The 16,502-nt window shown below is 61.5% G+C and carries 13 protein-coding genes; 10 read left to right on the forward strand and 3 right to left on the reverse strand.

The window, feature by feature from the left end; all coding sequences use genetic code 11:
* Positions 1 to 70: 70 nt before the first annotated feature.
* On the forward strand, positions 71 to 1,153 hold the full coding sequence (locus tag GIW28_RS25205; RefSeq protein WP_017137256.1) for a serine hydrolase domain-containing protein: 1,083 nt from the start codon (positions 71 to 73) through the stop codon (positions 1,151 to 1,153).
* Positions 1,150 to 1,464 carry a hypothetical protein gene (locus GIW28_RS25210; protein WP_058421741.1) on the forward strand — a complete coding sequence of 105 codons (315 nt, stop codon included), beginning with the start codon at positions 1,150 to 1,152 and terminating at the stop codon, positions 1,462 to 1,464. The genes GIW28_RS25205 and GIW28_RS25210 overlap by 4 nt, the downstream gene beginning before the upstream one ends.
* Before the next feature lie 179 nt (positions 1,465 to 1,643).
* On the opposite strand, the gene GIW28_RS25215 is transcribed toward GIW28_RS25210, so the two are convergent.
* Positions 1,644 to 1,937 carry a DUF3077 domain-containing protein gene (locus GIW28_RS25215; RefSeq protein ID WP_099548603.1) on the reverse strand — a complete coding sequence of 98 codons (294 nt, stop codon included), beginning with the start codon at positions 1,935 to 1,937 and terminating at the stop codon, positions 1,644 to 1,646.
* 804 nt (positions 1,938 to 2,741) lie between these two features.
* On the opposite strand from GIW28_RS25215, the gene GIW28_RS25220 reads away from it, so the two are divergent.
* The 6 genes from GIW28_RS25220 to GIW28_RS25245 all read left to right on the forward strand — a co-directional run bounded on the left by GIW28_RS25220 (position 2,742) and on the right by GIW28_RS25245 (position 9,463).
* Positions 2,742 to 3,917 (forward strand): M20 aminoacylase family protein, encoded by a 1,176-nt coding sequence (locus GIW28_RS25220; RefSeq protein WP_138453334.1) that lies wholly within the window; start codon positions 2,742 to 2,744, stop codon positions 3,915 to 3,917.
* A gap of 59 nt (positions 3,918 to 3,976) precedes the next feature.
* Positions 3,977 to 5,287 (forward strand): citrate-proton symporter, encoded by a 1,311-nt coding sequence (locus GIW28_RS25225; RefSeq protein ID WP_236448168.1) that lies wholly within the window; start codon positions 3,977 to 3,979, stop codon positions 5,285 to 5,287.
* Positions 5,284 to 6,726: an amidase gene (locus tag GIW28_RS25230; RefSeq protein WP_169985450.1), complete on the forward strand. Its 1,443-nt coding sequence runs from the start codon at positions 5,284 to 5,286 to the stop codon at positions 6,724 to 6,726. Before GIW28_RS25225 ends, GIW28_RS25230 begins: the two co-directional genes overlap by 4 nt.
* A 64-nt stretch (positions 6,727 to 6,790) precedes the next feature.
* Entirely contained in the window at positions 6,791 to 7,549 is a 759-nt protein-coding gene (locus GIW28_RS25235) for an IclR family transcriptional regulator (protein WP_017137263.1), read from the forward strand.
* 173 nt (positions 7,550 to 7,722) lie between these two features.
* Entirely contained in the window at positions 7,723 to 8,304 is a 582-nt protein-coding gene (locus tag GIW28_RS25240) for a YceI family protein (RefSeq protein WP_017137264.1), read from the forward strand.
* Between the two features lies 1 nt (position 8,305).
* A complete protein-coding gene (locus tag GIW28_RS25245) occupies positions 8,306 to 9,463 on the forward strand; it encodes a phospholipase D-like domain-containing protein (RefSeq protein ID WP_099548607.1) in 1,158 nt (385 codons plus the stop codon).
* A gap of 18 nt (positions 9,464 to 9,481) precedes the next feature.
* Here GIW28_RS25245 and GIW28_RS25250 read toward each other — a convergent pair whose 3' ends face one another.
* Together GIW28_RS25250 and bglX are read right to left on the reverse strand one after the other, a co-directional pair.
* The gene (locus GIW28_RS25250) at positions 9,482 to 12,430 is read right to left on the reverse strand and encodes a S8 family serine peptidase (protein ID WP_236447902.1); all 2,949 of its coding nucleotides are present in this window, start codon (positions 12,428 to 12,430) and stop codon (positions 9,482 to 9,484) included.
* Between the two features lie 266 nt (positions 12,431 to 12,696).
* Positions 12,697 to 14,988, reverse strand: a complete 2,292-nt coding sequence (bglX, locus tag GIW28_RS25255; RefSeq protein WP_017137265.1) for a beta-glucosidase BglX — start codon at positions 14,986 to 14,988, stop codon at positions 12,697 to 12,699.
* Between the two features lie 241 nt (positions 14,989 to 15,229).
* Between bglX and GIW28_RS25260 the strand changes: the two genes are divergently transcribed.
* Positions 15,230 to 15,841, forward strand: a complete 612-nt coding sequence (locus tag GIW28_RS25260; protein ID WP_017137266.1) for a LemA family protein — start codon at positions 15,230 to 15,232, stop codon at positions 15,839 to 15,841.
* Positions 15,842 to 15,859: 18 nt separating this feature from the next.
* A partial coding sequence (locus tag GIW28_RS25265) for a TPM domain-containing protein (RefSeq protein ID WP_236490430.1) occupies positions 15,860 to 16,502 on the forward strand: 643 nt, incomplete at its 3' end.

Genomic DNA, 16,502 nt, shown 5'->3' on the forward strand with positions numbered 1-16,502 from the left:
TTCCTGTCGCAAATCTGTCATGCGCCTGGGCTAGGCTCGCGGGCTTGAAAGCCCCCTTGAGTTTGCGTCCATGGTCCGAGGCCTGTTGTGCGTTGCCCTGCTGTTAGTCACCGCTGCCGCCCACGCCGACACCTGGCCGGACAAGGAATGGGCCAAGGGCGCGCCGCTCGAAGGCCCGGCGGTCGATGCACTGAATGCCTATGCTTTTCCACCCCGTGACGACGCCACTCGTAAAGGCATCCGCACCGACGCGCTGCTGGTGATCCGCGATGGCGTGATCATCTATGAACGCTACGGCGCGCCTAACACCGCCAGCACGCCGCACCTGACCTGGTCAGTGAGCAAAAGCCTGATGGCCACTGTGCTCGGCGTGGCCTACGGCGAAAATCGCTTCAAACTGAATGACCCGGCCGCGCGTTTTTACCCGCCGATGAAACAGCACCCCAAAGTCACCATGGCCGACCTGCTGCACTGGGCCTCGGGCCTGGACTGGCAGGAAGACTACGAATACGCCCCACTCAATTCCTCGGTGGTGGCGATGCTCTACACCCGTGGCCGCAGCGATATGGCCGAGTTTGCCGCAGGCACCGAGGCCGCCGCCGCACCGGGCCAGGCCTTTCGTTATTCCAGCGGCGACAGCAATATTTTGTCCGCCGCCCTCAAAGGCATGCTCGGCCACAAGGCCTATATGAGTTACCCGTGGGACGCGCTGTTCAAGCCGCTGGGCATTCATAACGCCACCTGGGAAACCGACGCCGACGAAACCTTCGTCGCCTCGTCCTATGCCTACCTCACCGCTCGCGATTTGGCGCGGGTCGGCCTACTGATGGCGCGCGACGGTCGTTGGGGAGAGCAGCAGTTGCTGCCTAAAGAGTGGGTCGCCTTCAACCGCCAGCCATTCGATAAATACAAGGCCGGCCAGGACGACGCCGTCCCCGGCGGGCAATGGTGGCTCAACCTCGACGTACAAGGTGCCCCAAGACCCTGGCCCGATGCGCCTGCCGACACCTTCGCCGCCCTCGGCCATTGGGGCCAGGCGCTCTATGTGCTGCCCGACGAACACCTGGTGATCGTGCGCTACGGCGATGACCGTGACGGCACTTACCGTCACAACGAACTGCTCAAGCGCGTACTGGCGGCGGTGCAACCATGATCCGTCGTCATCCGTTTATCAGCGTGTTTTTGCTGCTGTTGCTCGCCCTGTCGGGCTGGGTGTGGCACGAACGCGTCAACCTGCAAGCCTTCCCCGACATCATCGCGGCGTACACGGCCAAGGAATATTGCTCGTGCCGGTATGTGGAGAACAACCCGGCGGATTATTGCCTGGGGTATGTGAAGCAGTATGTGCCGACCAGTGCGTTCACTGATTCGCCGGAACGCAGTGAAGTGACGGCGAGTGGTTTAGGACGCACGCACACGGCGCGCTGGTTGGGTGATCGCCAGGGCTGCCGCCTCAACCCCTGACGCACCAAAGATTCTCTGTGGGAGCTGGCTTGCCTGCGATGACGGCGGCACAGGCAACAGTGATGTTGACTGACCGGCCGCTATCGCAGGCAAGCCAGCTCCCACATGGATTTGTGCTGATCTTGGGAAATGAGGCAGTCCAGACAGGCGCCCGATGCACTGCACCGGGCGCGAACGACTTACTGCGGGGTTGGGCTGCCAGGCTGCAAGGCCAGCAGCAGGTCATCGATGATGGCTTTACCCATTTCACCCAGGTAATGCGAGGCGAACGCGAACTTCTCTGCCTTGGGGTCCATGGCAGCTTCAAGGGAGAGCATTTTTGCGTAATAGAGCACATGGGATGCGTGTTCGAGGGCTTCTACGAGCGGAACCCCGGCGTTGACGCGGAAGAGTTTCAGGTGGCTTTTGTTTTCTCCGCAGTCTGCGAAGGTGGCGGCGCCGATGGTTTCGGCTGAAGGTATTTCGTACGGCATAAGCTTGCTCCTTTGGTACAACCAAAAAGAGCTGCCAGTCACGATTCCAAGCATGAGGGTGGCAGCTGTACGCAGGTTGGAATCCGAGAAGAAGCGACTCGGCAGGCACAAGGCCTCCCACGCACAGCCGCCATAAAGCACAAACAGCGGGCACAAAAAAGCGCCGACTGATTGTATGACGACGCTGTAGCGTCTTCTTTCTCGGGATTCCACGCCCGGTCACTGATGAGCAGCGACGGAAGCGAGGTTAACCTTATGCACGCGCCGTCGCAACCGGTGGCAAATGGCTGTGCGCTTTCTGTGGCGAGGGAGCTTGCTCCCGTTTGACTGCGCAGCAGTCACCGGCTTATGGGGGCGCTTCGCACCCCAGCGCAAGCAAGCTTGCTCGCCACAGGGTTATGCGCAGTCGCAACCGGTAGCAAATGGCGGTGCGCTTTATGTGGCGAGGGAGCTTGCTCCCGTTTGACTGCGCAGCAGTCACCGGCTTTTTGGGGGGCGCTTCGCACCCCAGCGCAAGCAAGCTTGCTCGCCACAGGGTTATGCGCCGTCGCAACCGGTGGCAAATGGCGGTGCGCTTTGTGTGGCGAGGGAGCTTGCTCCCGTTTGACTGCGCAGCAGTCACCGGCTTTTTGGGCGCGCTTCGCACCCCAGCGCAAGCAAGCTTGCTCGCCACAGGGTTATTAGGTGTCGGCCTCAGGTTCCACCCAGTGGAACCACCTTTGATTGTCCTCGTGCTCACATCGCGCTTAGCTGTCGATGTGCCGCCAACAAGAACGGGACCACCCGCCTGTGAGGAGAATCACCATGCGCCCACACCAGCACATTCTGGATTGGCTCAGCGATGTCGCCAGCGACTTGCACGCTGTGCGCCACGATATCCATGCCCATCCCGAACTCGGCTTTGAAGAAAACCGCACCAGCGCGCTCGTTGCGCAGTCCTTGAAAGAATGGGGCTACGAGGTGCACACCGGCATCGGCAAAACCGGTGTGGTCGGCGTGCTGCGCAATGGCAGCAGCTCGCGCACGCTGGGCATTCGCGCCGACATGGACGCCTTGCCCATCATCGAGAACACCGGCGCGGCCTACACCAGCCAGCACGCTGGTTGCATGCACGCCTGCGGGCATGACGGCCACACCACCATGCTGCTCGGCGCCGCGCGTTACTTGGCGGCGACGCGGCAATTTGACGGCACCTTGAACCTGATTTTCCAACCCGCCGAAGAAGGCCAGGGCGGCGCCGAGGCGATGCTGGCCGATGGTTTGCTCGAGCGCTTCCCGTGCGATGGCCTGTTCGGCATGCACAATATGCCGGGCTTGCCGGCGGGGCATCTGGGCCTGCGGGTCGGGCCGATGATGGCCTCGCAGGACTTGCTCACGGTGACGCTGGAAGGCGTCGGTGGCCACGGTTCCATGCCGCATCTGACGGTGGATCCGCTGGTGGCGGCGGCGAGTATGGTCATGGCGTTGCAAACGGTGGTGGCGCGCAATATCGACACCCAGGAAGCCGCCGTGGTCACGGTCGGTGCGCTGCAAGCGGGGCAGGCCGCCAACGTGATTCCTCAGCAAGCGCTGTTGCGCCTGAGCCTGCGCGCACTGAACCCCAAGGTCAGGGAACAGATGCTCGAGCGCGTCAACGCCATCATCCAGACCCAAGCCGCGAGCTTCGGCTGCACGGTGCAGGTCGAACACCGCCCGGCCTACCCGGTGCTGGTCAACCACGCCGAAGAAACCGAGTTCGCTCGCCAGGTCGGCATTGCCTTGCTCGGCGCCGACGCGGTGGACGGCAACACCCGCACGCTGATGGGCAGTGAAGACTTCGCCTGGATGCTGCAACGCTGCCCCGGCAGTTACCTGTTTATCGGCAACGGCGTGTCGCGGCCGATGGTGCATAACCCTGCCTATGACTTCAACGACGACATCCTGCTGACCGGCGCCGCCTACTGGGGCGCGCTGGCCGAGAGCTGGCTCAAGCCTGCCTGACGACCTCTTTTTTTCTGCCGCTGGACCCTTGCTCTTATCGGTTGAATGGAGTGTTCCTCATGCAGACTTCAAACACAGGCGTATCGCGCACCCGCCAGGTGGTGGCGGCTGTGATCGGCAATGCGCTGGAATGGTATGACTTTATCGTTTACGGCTTTCTGGCCAGCATCATTGCCCGGCAATTCTTTCCGTCGCAGGATGAATACGCCTCGCTGCTGATGGCCTTGGCCACCTTCGGCGTGGGCTTTTTCATGCGCCCGGTGGGCGGCATCCTGCTCGGCATTTATGCCGACCGCAAAGGCCGCAAAGCCGCGATGCAGTTGATTATCCGGCTGATGACCGTGTCTATCGCGCTGATCGCCTTCGCGCCCAATTACGCCGCCATCGGCATGGGCGCGCCGCTGCTGATTGTGGTGGCGCGCATGCTCCAGGGCTTTGCCACCGGCGGTGAGTACGCGAGTGCCACGGCGTTTCTGGTGGAAAGTGCGCCGGCCCATCGCAAGGGGTTATATGGCTCCTGGCAGTTGGTGGGGCAATGCCTGGCGGTATTTGGTGGGGCGGCGATGGTGGCGTTGGTCACGCACTTCTTTTCGCCGCAAACCCTCGACCTGTGGGGCTGGCGCGTGCCGTTTGTGCTGGGCTTGCTGATCGGCCCGGTGGGCTTGTGGATTCGCCGGCACCTGGAAGACCCGGAAGAGTTTATCCAGGCACGCAAACAGGCCACCGGCCCGGCGCCGAGCCTGATGGACGTACTGCGCGAGCATCGGCGCAGCATCCTTGTCTCCATGGGCTTGGCCTGTGGGGCGACGGTGTCGTTCTACGTGGTGCTGGTGAATATGCCGACCTTCGCGCACAAGAGCCTCGGTTTGCCGCTGGACCAGGTGCTAATGGTGCAGATGTTCGCAGTGGCGCTGATGACCGTGGTGATTCCGCTGTCCGGCATGCTCTCGGACCGGCTGGGGCGGCGGCCGGTGTTGATGGCTTTCACCCTGGCATTCTTTGTGATGGTTTACCCGTTGTATGTGTGGGTGGCCGCGGCACCGTCCATCGAGCGCTTGCTGGTGATGCAAGTGCTGCTGTGCACGGTCATCGGCGGCTTTTTCGGCCCGGCACCGACGGCCCTGGCCGAGCAGTTTCCGATTGAGGTGAGGTCAACGGGTGTGTCGGTGGCTTATAACGTCGCGGTCATGGTGTTCGGCGGTTTCGCACCGTTGATCGTGACCTGGCTGACCAAAGTACTGGGTACGCCAGTGGCGCCGTCGTTTTATGTACTGTTCGCTTGCGTGCTGACGTTGATGGGCACTTACTGCATGCACGAAGCCCCACGGGCGAAAAAACCGCTGCCCTTTTCCAATGAGGTGAAGCCTTGAGCCGTGTTGATTGGGATGCCACGCAGCTGTCGCAAGCGATCCATGCGCGGCAGGTGTCGTGTGAAGACGTGATGGGCGATTACCTGGCGCAGATCCAGCGTTTTAACCCGAGTGTGAATGCGCTGGTGTCGTTACGTGATGCCGATGAAGTGCTGGCCGAAGCGCGTGCCTGTGATCGTGAGTTGGACCAGGGCCAATCGCGAGGCTGGATGCACGGCATGCCCCAGGCGATCAAGGATTTGGCGGCCACCAAGGGCTTGCGCACCACCTTGGGCTCGCCGCTGTTCGCCGAGCATGTGCCCGCCGAAGATGCGATCAGCGTGTCGCGCGTACGGGCCAGCGGCGCGATCATCATCGGCAAGACCAACGTGCCGGAATTCGGCCTCGGCTCGCAGACCTACAACACGCTGTTCGGCACCACCGGCAATGCCTATGACCCACGTTTGGTGGCCGGAGGCAGCAGCGGCGGGGCGGCGGTGGCGCTGGCGTTGCGCATGTTGCCGGTGGCCGATGGCAGCGACATGATGGGTTCGCTGCGCAACCCGGCGGCGTTCAATAATGTGTTTGGTTTGCGCCCTTCACAGGGGCGCGTGCCCCACGGGCCGGTGCCGGAATTGTTTGTGCAGCAACTGGGCACCGAAGGCCCAATGGGCCGCAGCGTCACGGATGTGGCGAAGTTATTGAGTATCCAGGCCGGTTACGACCCTCGGGTGCCGCTCTCATCCAAGGACGATCCGTCGGTGTTCGGCTTGCCGTTGCAGCGCGATTTTAAAGGCGCGCGCCTGGGCTGGCTGGGGGATTACAACGGCTACCTGCCGATGGACGAGGGTGTGATGAGCCTGTGCGAGTCGGCTCTCGGCGATTTTGCTGCGCTGGGCTGCGAGGTGGAAAGCTGCCAGCCGGAATTTTCCCTGGCGCGGCTATGGCGCTGCTGGCTGGTGCATCGCCATTGGTTGGTGCACGGCAACCTCGGTGCGGCCTACGCCAACCCGCAAAAACGCGCGTTGCTTAAACCCGAAGCGCAATGGGAAGTGGAGGGCGGGCTGGGCTTGAGTGCGCAGCAGGTGTACCAGGCGTCGGTGGACCGCAGCGAGTGGTATCGCGCCTTGGCCAAGCTGTTTGAACGTTACGATTTCCTGCTGTTGCCCACCGCCCAAGTGTTCCCTTTTGATGCACAACAGGCGTGGCCGCGCAGGGTGGGTGGGCGTGAAATGGACACCTATCACCGGTGGATGGAAGTGGTGATCGGCCCTACATTGGCGGGCTTGCCGAGCATGAGCATTCCGGTGGGCTTCAATCCTCAAGGCTTGCCCATGGGCTTGCAGATCATCGGCCCGGCCCAGGCGGACCGCGCTGTCTTGCAGCTGGCTTATGCTCATGAACAGCTGACGCAATGGGTACAACGCCGCCCGCCTGCGTGCCTTGAATCGATGAGTTGACCTGCGATCGGGCCTGTATCTTGCTGTGAAAAATGATCATCCACCGGCAACAGGGAGATCGAACATGGAGACAGGCACGGTACGGTCGGTTGAGCGCGCACTCGCCATCGTCGAACTGCTCGGTGAGCACCAGGCCTTGGGGTTGGAGGAGTTGCACTACCTCACACGCTTGCCCAAGGCGACGGTGTCGCGCATGTTGCTGACCTTGCAGGAACAGGGCTGGGTCTATCGCGGCCTCAGCGACCGCCGTTACCGCCTGCGCGCCCAACGGTTGTTCGGCGACACCCAGCAACGTTTCAAGCGCCAAGTGGTGGAAAGCGCCGCGCCCTGGCTGCTGGAACTCAGCGAGCGCACCGGGCTGGTGGTGGATCTGTCCTGCTTTGATGGCGAGCGCCTGGAAGTCATGGAAAGCGCGATCCCCAGTGTGTTACGCAAGTTGTACCCCAATAACTGCCAGATCGTCGGCCAGCACGCCAGCCTGTTTCACTCGGCGATGGGCAAGGCGTGCCTGACGCAATTGCCGGTTGAGGAGGTGCAGCGTCTGGCGGGCCGCGATCATGTCGCTGCGGACGAGCAGGTGCATACCTGCGAGCAAACCCAGCACCAGGGGTTTGGCCAGCGTACTGAAGGCTATTGGGAATACCCGGTGCGCCTGCCGTTTCTGATTCGCGCGGTGGCCTTGCCGGTGCAGGCCAATGGGCGGCTGGTGGGCAGCATGGCGCTGCACTGGCCGATGCATCAGGCGCCGGTGGAACGCGTATTAAACCTGCACATGGCCAGCCTCGAAGCGACGGTGCGCGATGTGCAGCGGGCGCTGATCTGAAGGCAACCACCGAACTCTGTGGGAGCTGGCTTGCCTGCGATAGCGGCAGGTCAGTCACCCTTGCTGCTGGCTGTGCCGCCGTCATCGCAGGCAAGCCAGCTCCCACATTGGATTTGCGCCGCTTGTGAGATTGCGCTTAAGGTTCGTGCAGGTTTTTTGCCCCATGAGTTTCTATGTTCAATCTCAAACCCCTGGCCTTCACGCTGTTGACGTGCGCCGCCTTGCCTGCCCACGCCGACTGGTACCTGGATAACGAATCCTCGCGCCTGTCGTTCGTCACTACCAAGAACACCGAGATTGCCGAGGTGCATCGCTTCCTGGTGTTGCACGGCAAGGTCGACAGCAAAGGCGCGGCGCAGCTTGAGGTCGAGATGGAGTCGATCAACAGCGGCATCCCGCTGCGCGATGAGCGCATGCGCAATGACCTGTTCCAGATCAAGGCCTTCCCCGAAGCGCTGATCAGCGCGCAGATTAATCTGCAACCGATCAATGACCTGGCCCCAGGCGCGCAAATTGAGTTGCGCCTGCCACTGTCGGTGACTTTGCACGGCAAGACTCAAACCTACAGCGCCGAACTGCTCGCCACACGTCTGGATGACCGGCGTTTCCAAGTGGTAACCCTGGAACCTGTGGTGCTGCATGCCGAGGATTTCGATTTGGTGCCGGGTGTGGCGGCACTGCGCAAGGCGGCCGGCTTGGCGTCGATCAGTTTGTCGGTGCCGGTCGGTGCGGTGCTGATTTTCACGGCGCGCTGACGTGAGCGGCGCAGTGTTCCCATGGCGCAGCGCCAACCGCTTCGAGTTGCTGATCGACGGCCCGAGTTTCTTCCCGCAGATGCTGGTGGGTATTGCCCGGGCCGAGCGCCAGGTCGATCTGGAGTTGTACCTGGTGGAGGCGGGTGCTTGCGCTGAAGCCATGGTGCAAGCGTTGGTGCAAGCCGCCGAGCGCGGCGTGCAGGTGCGCTGCCTGTTTGATGATTACGGCAGCCTGGCCTTCACGCTGGGCCTGCGTAAGCGCCTCACCGACGCGGGCGTGCAACTGCGCTTCTACAATCGCCTGAGCTGGCGCCGTTGGATGCGTAACCTGTACCGCGACCATCGCAAACTGTTGCTGATTGATCAGGGCATCGCCGTGGTCGGCGGCACGGGCGTTACCGATGAGTTCTGGACGCCAGGGCAAGACACCGCCGACTGGCATGAAGTGATGGTGCAGATCAGCGGCCCGTTGGTGCTGGACTGGCAGGCGTTGTTCGACCGCCAATGGCACGCCAACGCGGCGCGCCGCGAGTGGAAACCCGCCACCCATTTCGGTTTGCCGCGCTTGCCCAAGGTGCCGGCCACCGGGCCTGGCCTGGGGCGCGTGGCGTATGCCGATGCTCGTCAGCACCGCGATATTTTGCAGTCGCTGATCCGCGCGCTGAACAGCAGCAAGACGCGCATCTGGCTGGCCACCCCGTATTTTCTACCGACCTGGAGCGTACGCCGTGCGTTGCGCCGCGCAGCCGGGCGTGGCGTGGATGTGCGTTTATTGCTGACCGGCCCGCGCACCGATCACCCTTCAGTGCGCTACGCCGGGCACCGTTATTACCCACGGTTGTTGCGTGCAGGCGTGCAGATCTTTGAATACCAGCCGTGTTTTTTGCACCTGAAAATGGTGCTGGTGGACGACTGGGTGAGCGTTGGCTCGTGCAATTTCGACCACTGGAATTTGCGCTTTAACCTGGAGGCCAACCTGGAAGCGCTCGACCCAGAATTGACGGCAGCGGTGGTGGGCAGTTTCGAGGGTGATTTTGCCAAGAGCCAGGCGGTGAGCCTGGCGGCCTGGAAGGCGCGGCCACTGTGGCGGCGGGTGAAGCAGCGGGTGTGGGGCTGGATTGATCGGTTGGTGGTCAACCTGCTGGATCGGCGGGGGTAGGACACCCCCGCCTGCTGCTTAAAACTGCAGTGAATATTGCGCGGTGATGCTTTGGTCTCGCGTGCGCTCACCACGCTGCTGGGCAAAGCCCAGGTCGATCGCACTGTTAGGCGTCAGGTGCGCGGTGGCGCCCAGTTCCAGCCGGGTACTGAGTCGATCCAGCGGCGCGCCGCTGACACTCATGACTCGCCCGCCGTCCCAGGCAGCCTGGGTAGAAGGTTGCAGGTCACCGCTGGCACGGGTGTAAGCCAGGCCGCCGCGCACACTCAACCACGACGGGCCGATCTGCGCCTTGCCCAGGTCGAGGTTCACCCGCACACCGCCGGTGGCCAGGTTCACGCTTTCTTTCGAACGTTTGCCGCGCAGTGCCGTAATGCCGCCCCGCTCGGTGTAGCCTTCGCTGCGTTGTTGCACATTGGCCAGTTGCAGGTACGGCTGCCAATCCCAGAAGTCATGGCTGAACTTATAGTTGGCCTCGGCAAATGCCTGCACGGTGCGGCTGGCGTATTTGCCGGACAAGCGGTTTTCTACACCGGGAAAGCTGACGCGGCGTTTGGTCTCAATCTCATGTTGCGCATAGGCGATGCCGCCATACAGGCCAAAAGCATCCCACGTGTGACCCGCGTGCAGGCCCAACTGGTAGGTGTCGACACTTGCCTTTCCACGCGGTCCCGCCTTGACCTCGCTGCTACCGCTGCCGGCGACTACGCCAAGGCGTGTGCCTTGTTCCAGTTGGTGATCGAAGCCGACCAAAATCCCCGTGCTGCTGTGGGCGGTGCGCGAGGTGCCGTTATCACCCGCCAGTAGCCCGGACTGACGCGGCAGTTGTACCCATATGCCACGGTTCTCTGCGTGTGGCCCGGTAGCGCGATGGTCTTGTGCAAGGCGTTGACGGTCGAACACGGCCTGACGCAGCACGCGGCTGTTTTCGATCAGCGCTGCCTGGGTGCTGGCGTGCAGTTCGCCGCTCAACTGGTCCAGGGCCGAAGGCGCCTGCTCGGGGAACAGCGAAGTCAGGCGTTGCAGCAGTGGGGAGGTCAAAGCGTCCGTGTCGGCGACGTTGGCGACGGCCCGCTGGTTGGCCGTTTCTGCCGCCGAAGCCAGTGAGCGGCCACGGCCGAATTCCACCAGCAGGTTATTGGCTTCTTTGACTTGCGACACGTTGAGGAAGGGCGAAAATTCGCGACGGTCAATCGCAGCAAATTCGCCGCTCAAGGCCGCGTTGGCCTGCAGGATGCTGTGGCGCTGGCCCAGGTAGTAGGTGTTGGGTTGTGCGCTGAGGTACAGCGTGCCGCCGTCGATTCTGGCTTGGTTGCTCACCTGCAGTTTTGCCGGCGCCGTTGGGGTTGTGAGGCCCGTCATCAGGGTTGAACCGGCGGCTTGCTGGTAGTCACCCTGCACGTTCAGGGCGCCGTTCAGACGCAGCGTGCCACCGTCGACTATGACATCGCCCTTGAGGTTGTTAGTGCCGTCCAGCTCCAGAATGCCTTGTTTAAGCGTGGCGCCGGCGAAGCTGTTATTGCCGCTCAGGCGCAGCCAACCGATACCGCTTTTTTCCAGGCGCCCGGGGCCGCTGATATCGTTGCGCCAATCGTCCCAGGCACCGCCTTGCCAGACAATTGCACCGCCGGCGGGTCGGTCCATGTTCACCAGGGTGTCGACGCGCAGCTGGCCGGGACCGTCTATGGCTTTTTTGAGGTTCATCAGGCCCCAGCCGTAGACGTCGTCCACGCCTGGTTCGCCAAGGTCGGTGGCGGTTGTGAGCAGCACGTCGCGGATTTGCGGGTTGTTGAGGTAGGGAAAGCGCTCCATCAGCAGTGCCAGGCCGCCGGTGACGTGGGGGGCGGCCATGGAGGTGCCGGAGCTTAGCGCATAACCTGAATCGGGTTTGTCACCGGTTACTGTGAAGCCGATGACATCACCGTCTGGGCCGTAGTGGTTTTCGGTTTGTATCGAACCGCTGACCCAGGACGAGTTGATATCTGTTCCGGGCGCGGCCAGGCACCAGTCTTTGCTGAAGCCGCAGCGCCTGGAATAATCGCTCAAGGTGAGCTCTTTAGTTAAGTTGACGACGGTCAACCAATAAGGCTCCAGCTCTGCAATGGCACGTGGCAGGTTGGGATGAAGCCCGGAGTTTGGCGCTTTTTGAGGTGATTCGTTGGCTGTGGTGACGTTGCCCGCTGACCATACTTGCAGGATCCCATACTTGATAGCGTTGTCTGCGATGGCCCTGAGTTCTGCATAAACCGGGGTTTGTGTGTCGCTTAATGCAATGTCCAGCTCTGCTGCATTCGCAGGCGAAAATGCGCTCCCCCAACTGTTATTGACAACACGTACATTCTGCTTCTGCAATTGGGCATAGACGGCGTCAACCGCGGCAACTGTCGGAAGGGGAAGCCTCAAAGCACCTGTTATGGCAATCGGGCCTCCCAGATAGGTATTGCCGAACTTACGCACGGCACTCAAGTTGGCCGCGTAAGCTACACCATGGACCCCGGAGCCATCGCGATTGGCGAGTGCTGTACCGGCAACGTGAGTGCCATGCGCGTCGTAGGTCGTTCCAACAAATCCGAGATATTCATCAAGTTGCTCTCGGGTCAGGGTGCCATCGGCTATAGACTCTTCCAGGCCTGCTAATGCTTCAGGTGGCAATGAGTCTATAACGGTTACTGCGGCGCGATCACCTTCGGTGTAGAAGCAGCCATTTTCCAGCACGCTCCCGCTCATGCAGCCAGGGTCGGCCATCAGCACGCCGACAACTGGTTTCCCGGCAAACTCGCCATGGCGCAGGTCGGTTCCAGAGTCATAAATCCCCATTTGCACCCCTGCACCACTTAACCCTCGTGCATAAGCGAAATCGGCACCCACTGCGCCCAACCCCCAGTTACTCTTGAACTCTTCGCTGCGCCAACTGGCGGCGTCGTGCAGCCGGCCTTGTTCGGTGTAGCTGGCGGCTTCAACCGGCATTGCTGACAAGCACCCAAGCACACAGAGGGCGATAGCATTGCGTTTGAAAGATGATTGAGCGGGCACTTTTGCGGCTGCCGCTCGGGCGTTTTTCGTGGGCAACATAGTCCACACACCTGCACATAAAATTGGGCTGACAGGGTGTGCGAGTACGCAGAGTGATTAATGTAGGAGTTGGCTTAGAGGGAAGGAGAAAGTTAACTGGTTGCTGATCAACGCGGGTTACTGCGATGCCCCCTCTTCACTCAAAGAGGGGGCCGTCGCTATTACAACAACTCGAACGTCTGCTGCTGCACATCCTGGGAGTCCAACCCGATCTGCACATTGAACTCGCCCGGTTCTGCCGCGAACTTGAGTTGAGTGTTGTAGAACTTCAAGTCTTCCTCGCTGATGGTGAAGTGCAAAGTGCGCTCTTCACCGGCCTTGAGCATGACTTTCTGGAAGTTCTTCAGCTCTTTAACCGGGCGGATCATCGAGCCGGCCACGTCCTGGATGTACAACTGCACTACGGTTTCGCCATCGACTTTACCGGTGTTCTTCACGGTGACGCTGGCATCAAGCTTGCCGGTCTTGTTCAGGGTGGTGGACGACAGCGCCATGTCCGACAGGCTGAACGTGGTGTAGCTCAAGCCATAACCGAACGGGAACAGCGGCCCGGTAACGTCATCGAAGTACTGCGAGGTGTAGTTGCCCGGCTTGCCTGGGGTGAACGGCCGGCCGATGCTCAGGTGGTTGTAGTAGGTCGGAATCTGCCCCACCGACCGTGGGAAGGTGATCGGCAGCTTGCCCGATGGGTTGTAGTCACCGAACAGCACGTCGGCGATGGCGTTGCCGCCTTCAGTGCCGGCAAACCAGGTTTCCAGGATCGCGTCAGCCTCTTTGTTTTCATCCACAATCGACAGCGGGCGGCCGTTCATCAGCACCAAGACCAGCGGTTTGCCGGTGGCTTTGAGCGCCTTGATCAGGTCGCGCTGGCTTTGCGGGATGTTCAGGTCGGTGCGGCTGGAAGACTCGTGGGACATGCCACGGGACTCGCCCACGGCGGCGACCACTACGTCGGCTGCCTTGGCGGCCTTGACCGCTTCGTCGATCATCACCTGGGCTGGGCGGGTGTCATCGACCACTTCCGGCGCATCGAAGTTGAGGAAGTTGAGGTAGTCGACCACGGCCTTGTCATTGGTGATGTTGGCGCCACGGGCGTAGATGATTTTGCCTTTGTCGCCGATTACAGCGTTCATGCCGTCCAGCAGCGTGACGGATTGTTCAGGCTTACCGGCGGCGGCCCAACTGCCCATCATGTCGATCGGTGCCTTGGCCAGCGGGCCTACCAGCGCGATGGTCGCGGATTTTTTCAGCGGCAGGGTGTTGTTGTGGTTTTTCAGCAAGACCTGGCTGCGGCGTGCAATATCGCGCGCATCGCTGCGGTGCAGGCGGCTGTCGGCATAGGTGTCGGCCGGGTCATCTTCGGCCTTGCCGATGCGCAGGTACGGGTCTTTGAACAGGCCCATGTCGTACTTGGCGCCGAGCACTTCGCGCACCGCATTGTCGATGTCGCTTTGCTCGATTTCGCCGGATTTGAGCAGGCCGGGCAATTCCTTGCCGTACAGCGAGTCGTTCATGCTCATGTCGATGCCGGCCTTGATCGCCAGCTTGGCAGCCTCACGCCCGTCCTTGGCCACGCCGTGCTTGATCAGCTCGAAGATCGCGCCATGGTCGCTCACGGCCAAACCTTTGAAGCCCCAGTCCTTGCGCAACAGGTCGTTCATCAGCCAGGTGTTGGCGGTGGCCGGTACGCCGTTGATCGAGTTGAGCGCCACCATCACGCCGCCGGAACCGGCCTTGATCGCCGCGTGGTACGGCGGCAGGTAGTCCTGGTACATCTTGACCGGGCTCATGTCGACCACGTTGTAGTCGCGACCGCCTTCCACCGCGCCATACAGGGCGAAGTGCTTGACGCTGGCCATGATGCTGTCGGCATTAGCCGGGCTTACGCCCTGGAAGGCCTTGACCATCACTTCGGCAATGCGTGAGACCAGGTAGGTGTCTTCACCAAAACCTTCGGAGGTGCGGCCCCAGCGCGGGTCGCGGGAAATGTCGACCATCGGCGCAAAGGTGATGTCGAGGCTGTCGGCAGCGGCTTCCTGGGCGGCGATGCGCCCGGAGCGGCCGATGGCGTCCATGTCCCAGCTGGAGGCCAGGGCCAGGCTGATCGGGAAGATGGTGCGGTGGCCGTGGATCACGTCATAGGCGAAGAACATCGGGATCTTCAACCGGCTGCGCATGGCCGCGTCCTGCATCGGACGGTTTTCCGGGCGGGTGATCGAGTTGAACGTGCCGCCGATGCGGCCGGCGGCGATTTCCTTGCGGATCAGCTCGCGGGGCATTTCCGGGCCGATGCTGATCAGGCGCAATTGGCCGATCTTTTCATCCAGGGTCATCTGCTTGAGCAGGTCGCTGACGAAGGCGTCCTTGTCTTTAAGCGCAGCAGGCTTTGTTTCTGCCCAGACGGGGTGGGTGGCCAGAGTGGCAACAAGGCCGAGCAAACACAGCTTTTTCATGAATATCCTTTTTCGGCTACTGCACAGCGAAAATGCGCTGGTCTGCCAAAATGTGGGGGAACCTATGTTGTTGTTCGAGTGTTATTGCAGTAAATGCACCACACTTGTGAACTCTTATTCGCGCTGGGCATCTTTTTAGCTGATTGGCTCGACGCAATCCAGTGGTGGCGGATTATGCCCCAAGCGCGCGGTTTATAGGGTTAGTCGTCACATTCCATCCAGATTGGGCAGGAGAAACACTATGCAAGCAGCACAACATTACCGCTGGGGCTTCAAGGCCGCGGCTTTGCTACTGATCAGCACGGTGCTGAGCGGTTGCGGCATCAACACCATTCCGACCCTGGACGAACAGGCCAAGGCGGCCTGGGGCCAGGTGCAAAACCAATACCAACGCCGCGCCGACCTGATTCCCAACCTGGTGGAAGTGGTCAAGGGCTATGCGGCCCATGAGCAAGACACCCTCACCGCTGTGATTGAGGCGCGGGCCAAGGCCACCTCGATCCAAGTGGATGCCAGCACCCTCGACAACCCCGAGAAACTCAAGCAGTTCCAACAGGCTCAAGACGGTTTGAGCGGCGCACTCAGCCGTCTGATGGTGGTGTCCGAGCGTTACCCGGACCTCAAAGCCAACCAGAACTTCCTGGCGTTGCAGTCTCAGCTTGAAGGCACCGAAAACCGTATTGCCGTGGCCCGTCGCGACTTTATCCAGGCGGTGCAGGCTTACAACACCGAGATCCGCACCTTCCCCGGCCGCCTGTGGCATAGCGTGATGTACAGCGACTTGCCGATCCGCGCCACGTTTGAAGCCACCAGTGCCGACGCCGATAAAGCGCCGCAAGTGAAGTTCAAATAAGGCTTCTCTGAGGTGTCGATGCGTTTATTACGGATAGGCTTGGCGCTGTGGCTGCTGGCCTGCGTGGGCGTGGCCCAGGCGGCGCTGACCTTCCCGGCCTTGACCGGGCGGGTGGTGGACACCGCGCAGATGATCGACCCGGCGGTACGTGCGCAACTGACCCAGCAATTGCAGGCGCTGGAGCAAACCTCGGGTGACCAGATCGTGGTGGTCACTGTGCCTGACCTGCAGGGCGTGCCCATTGAGGACTACGGTTATCAATTGGGCCGCCAGTGGGGCATCGGCCAAAAGGGCAAGGACAACGGCGCGCTGTTGATCGTCGCCCGTGATGAGCGCAAATTGCGCATCGAAGTCGGCTATGGCCTCGAAGGCGTGCTGACCGATGCGCAGTCGTGGGTGATCATCAACCAGGTGATCGCGCCCAAGTTCAAGGCCGGTAATTACAGCCAGGGCATCAGCGACGGCGTTGCGGCCATGATTCAGGTGGTGGGCGGCGAGCCGCTGGCCGTGCCGGCGCATGTGGCGGATGCGAATTTTGCCAAGGATAATCCGGGGTTTTCCATCGGTTTGTTCATCCTGCTGATCGGCGTGTTGTGGCTGTGTAATCGGCTGGGGCTGCCCGTTGGCGCTATCCTGCTGGCGATTCTCAGCAGCAGTGGAC

It is taken from the genome of Pseudomonas sp. PA-5-4B, assembly GCF_021606215.1.
Lineage (GTDB): Bacteria > Pseudomonadota > Gammaproteobacteria > Pseudomonadales > Pseudomonadaceae > Aquipseudomonas > Aquipseudomonas edaphica.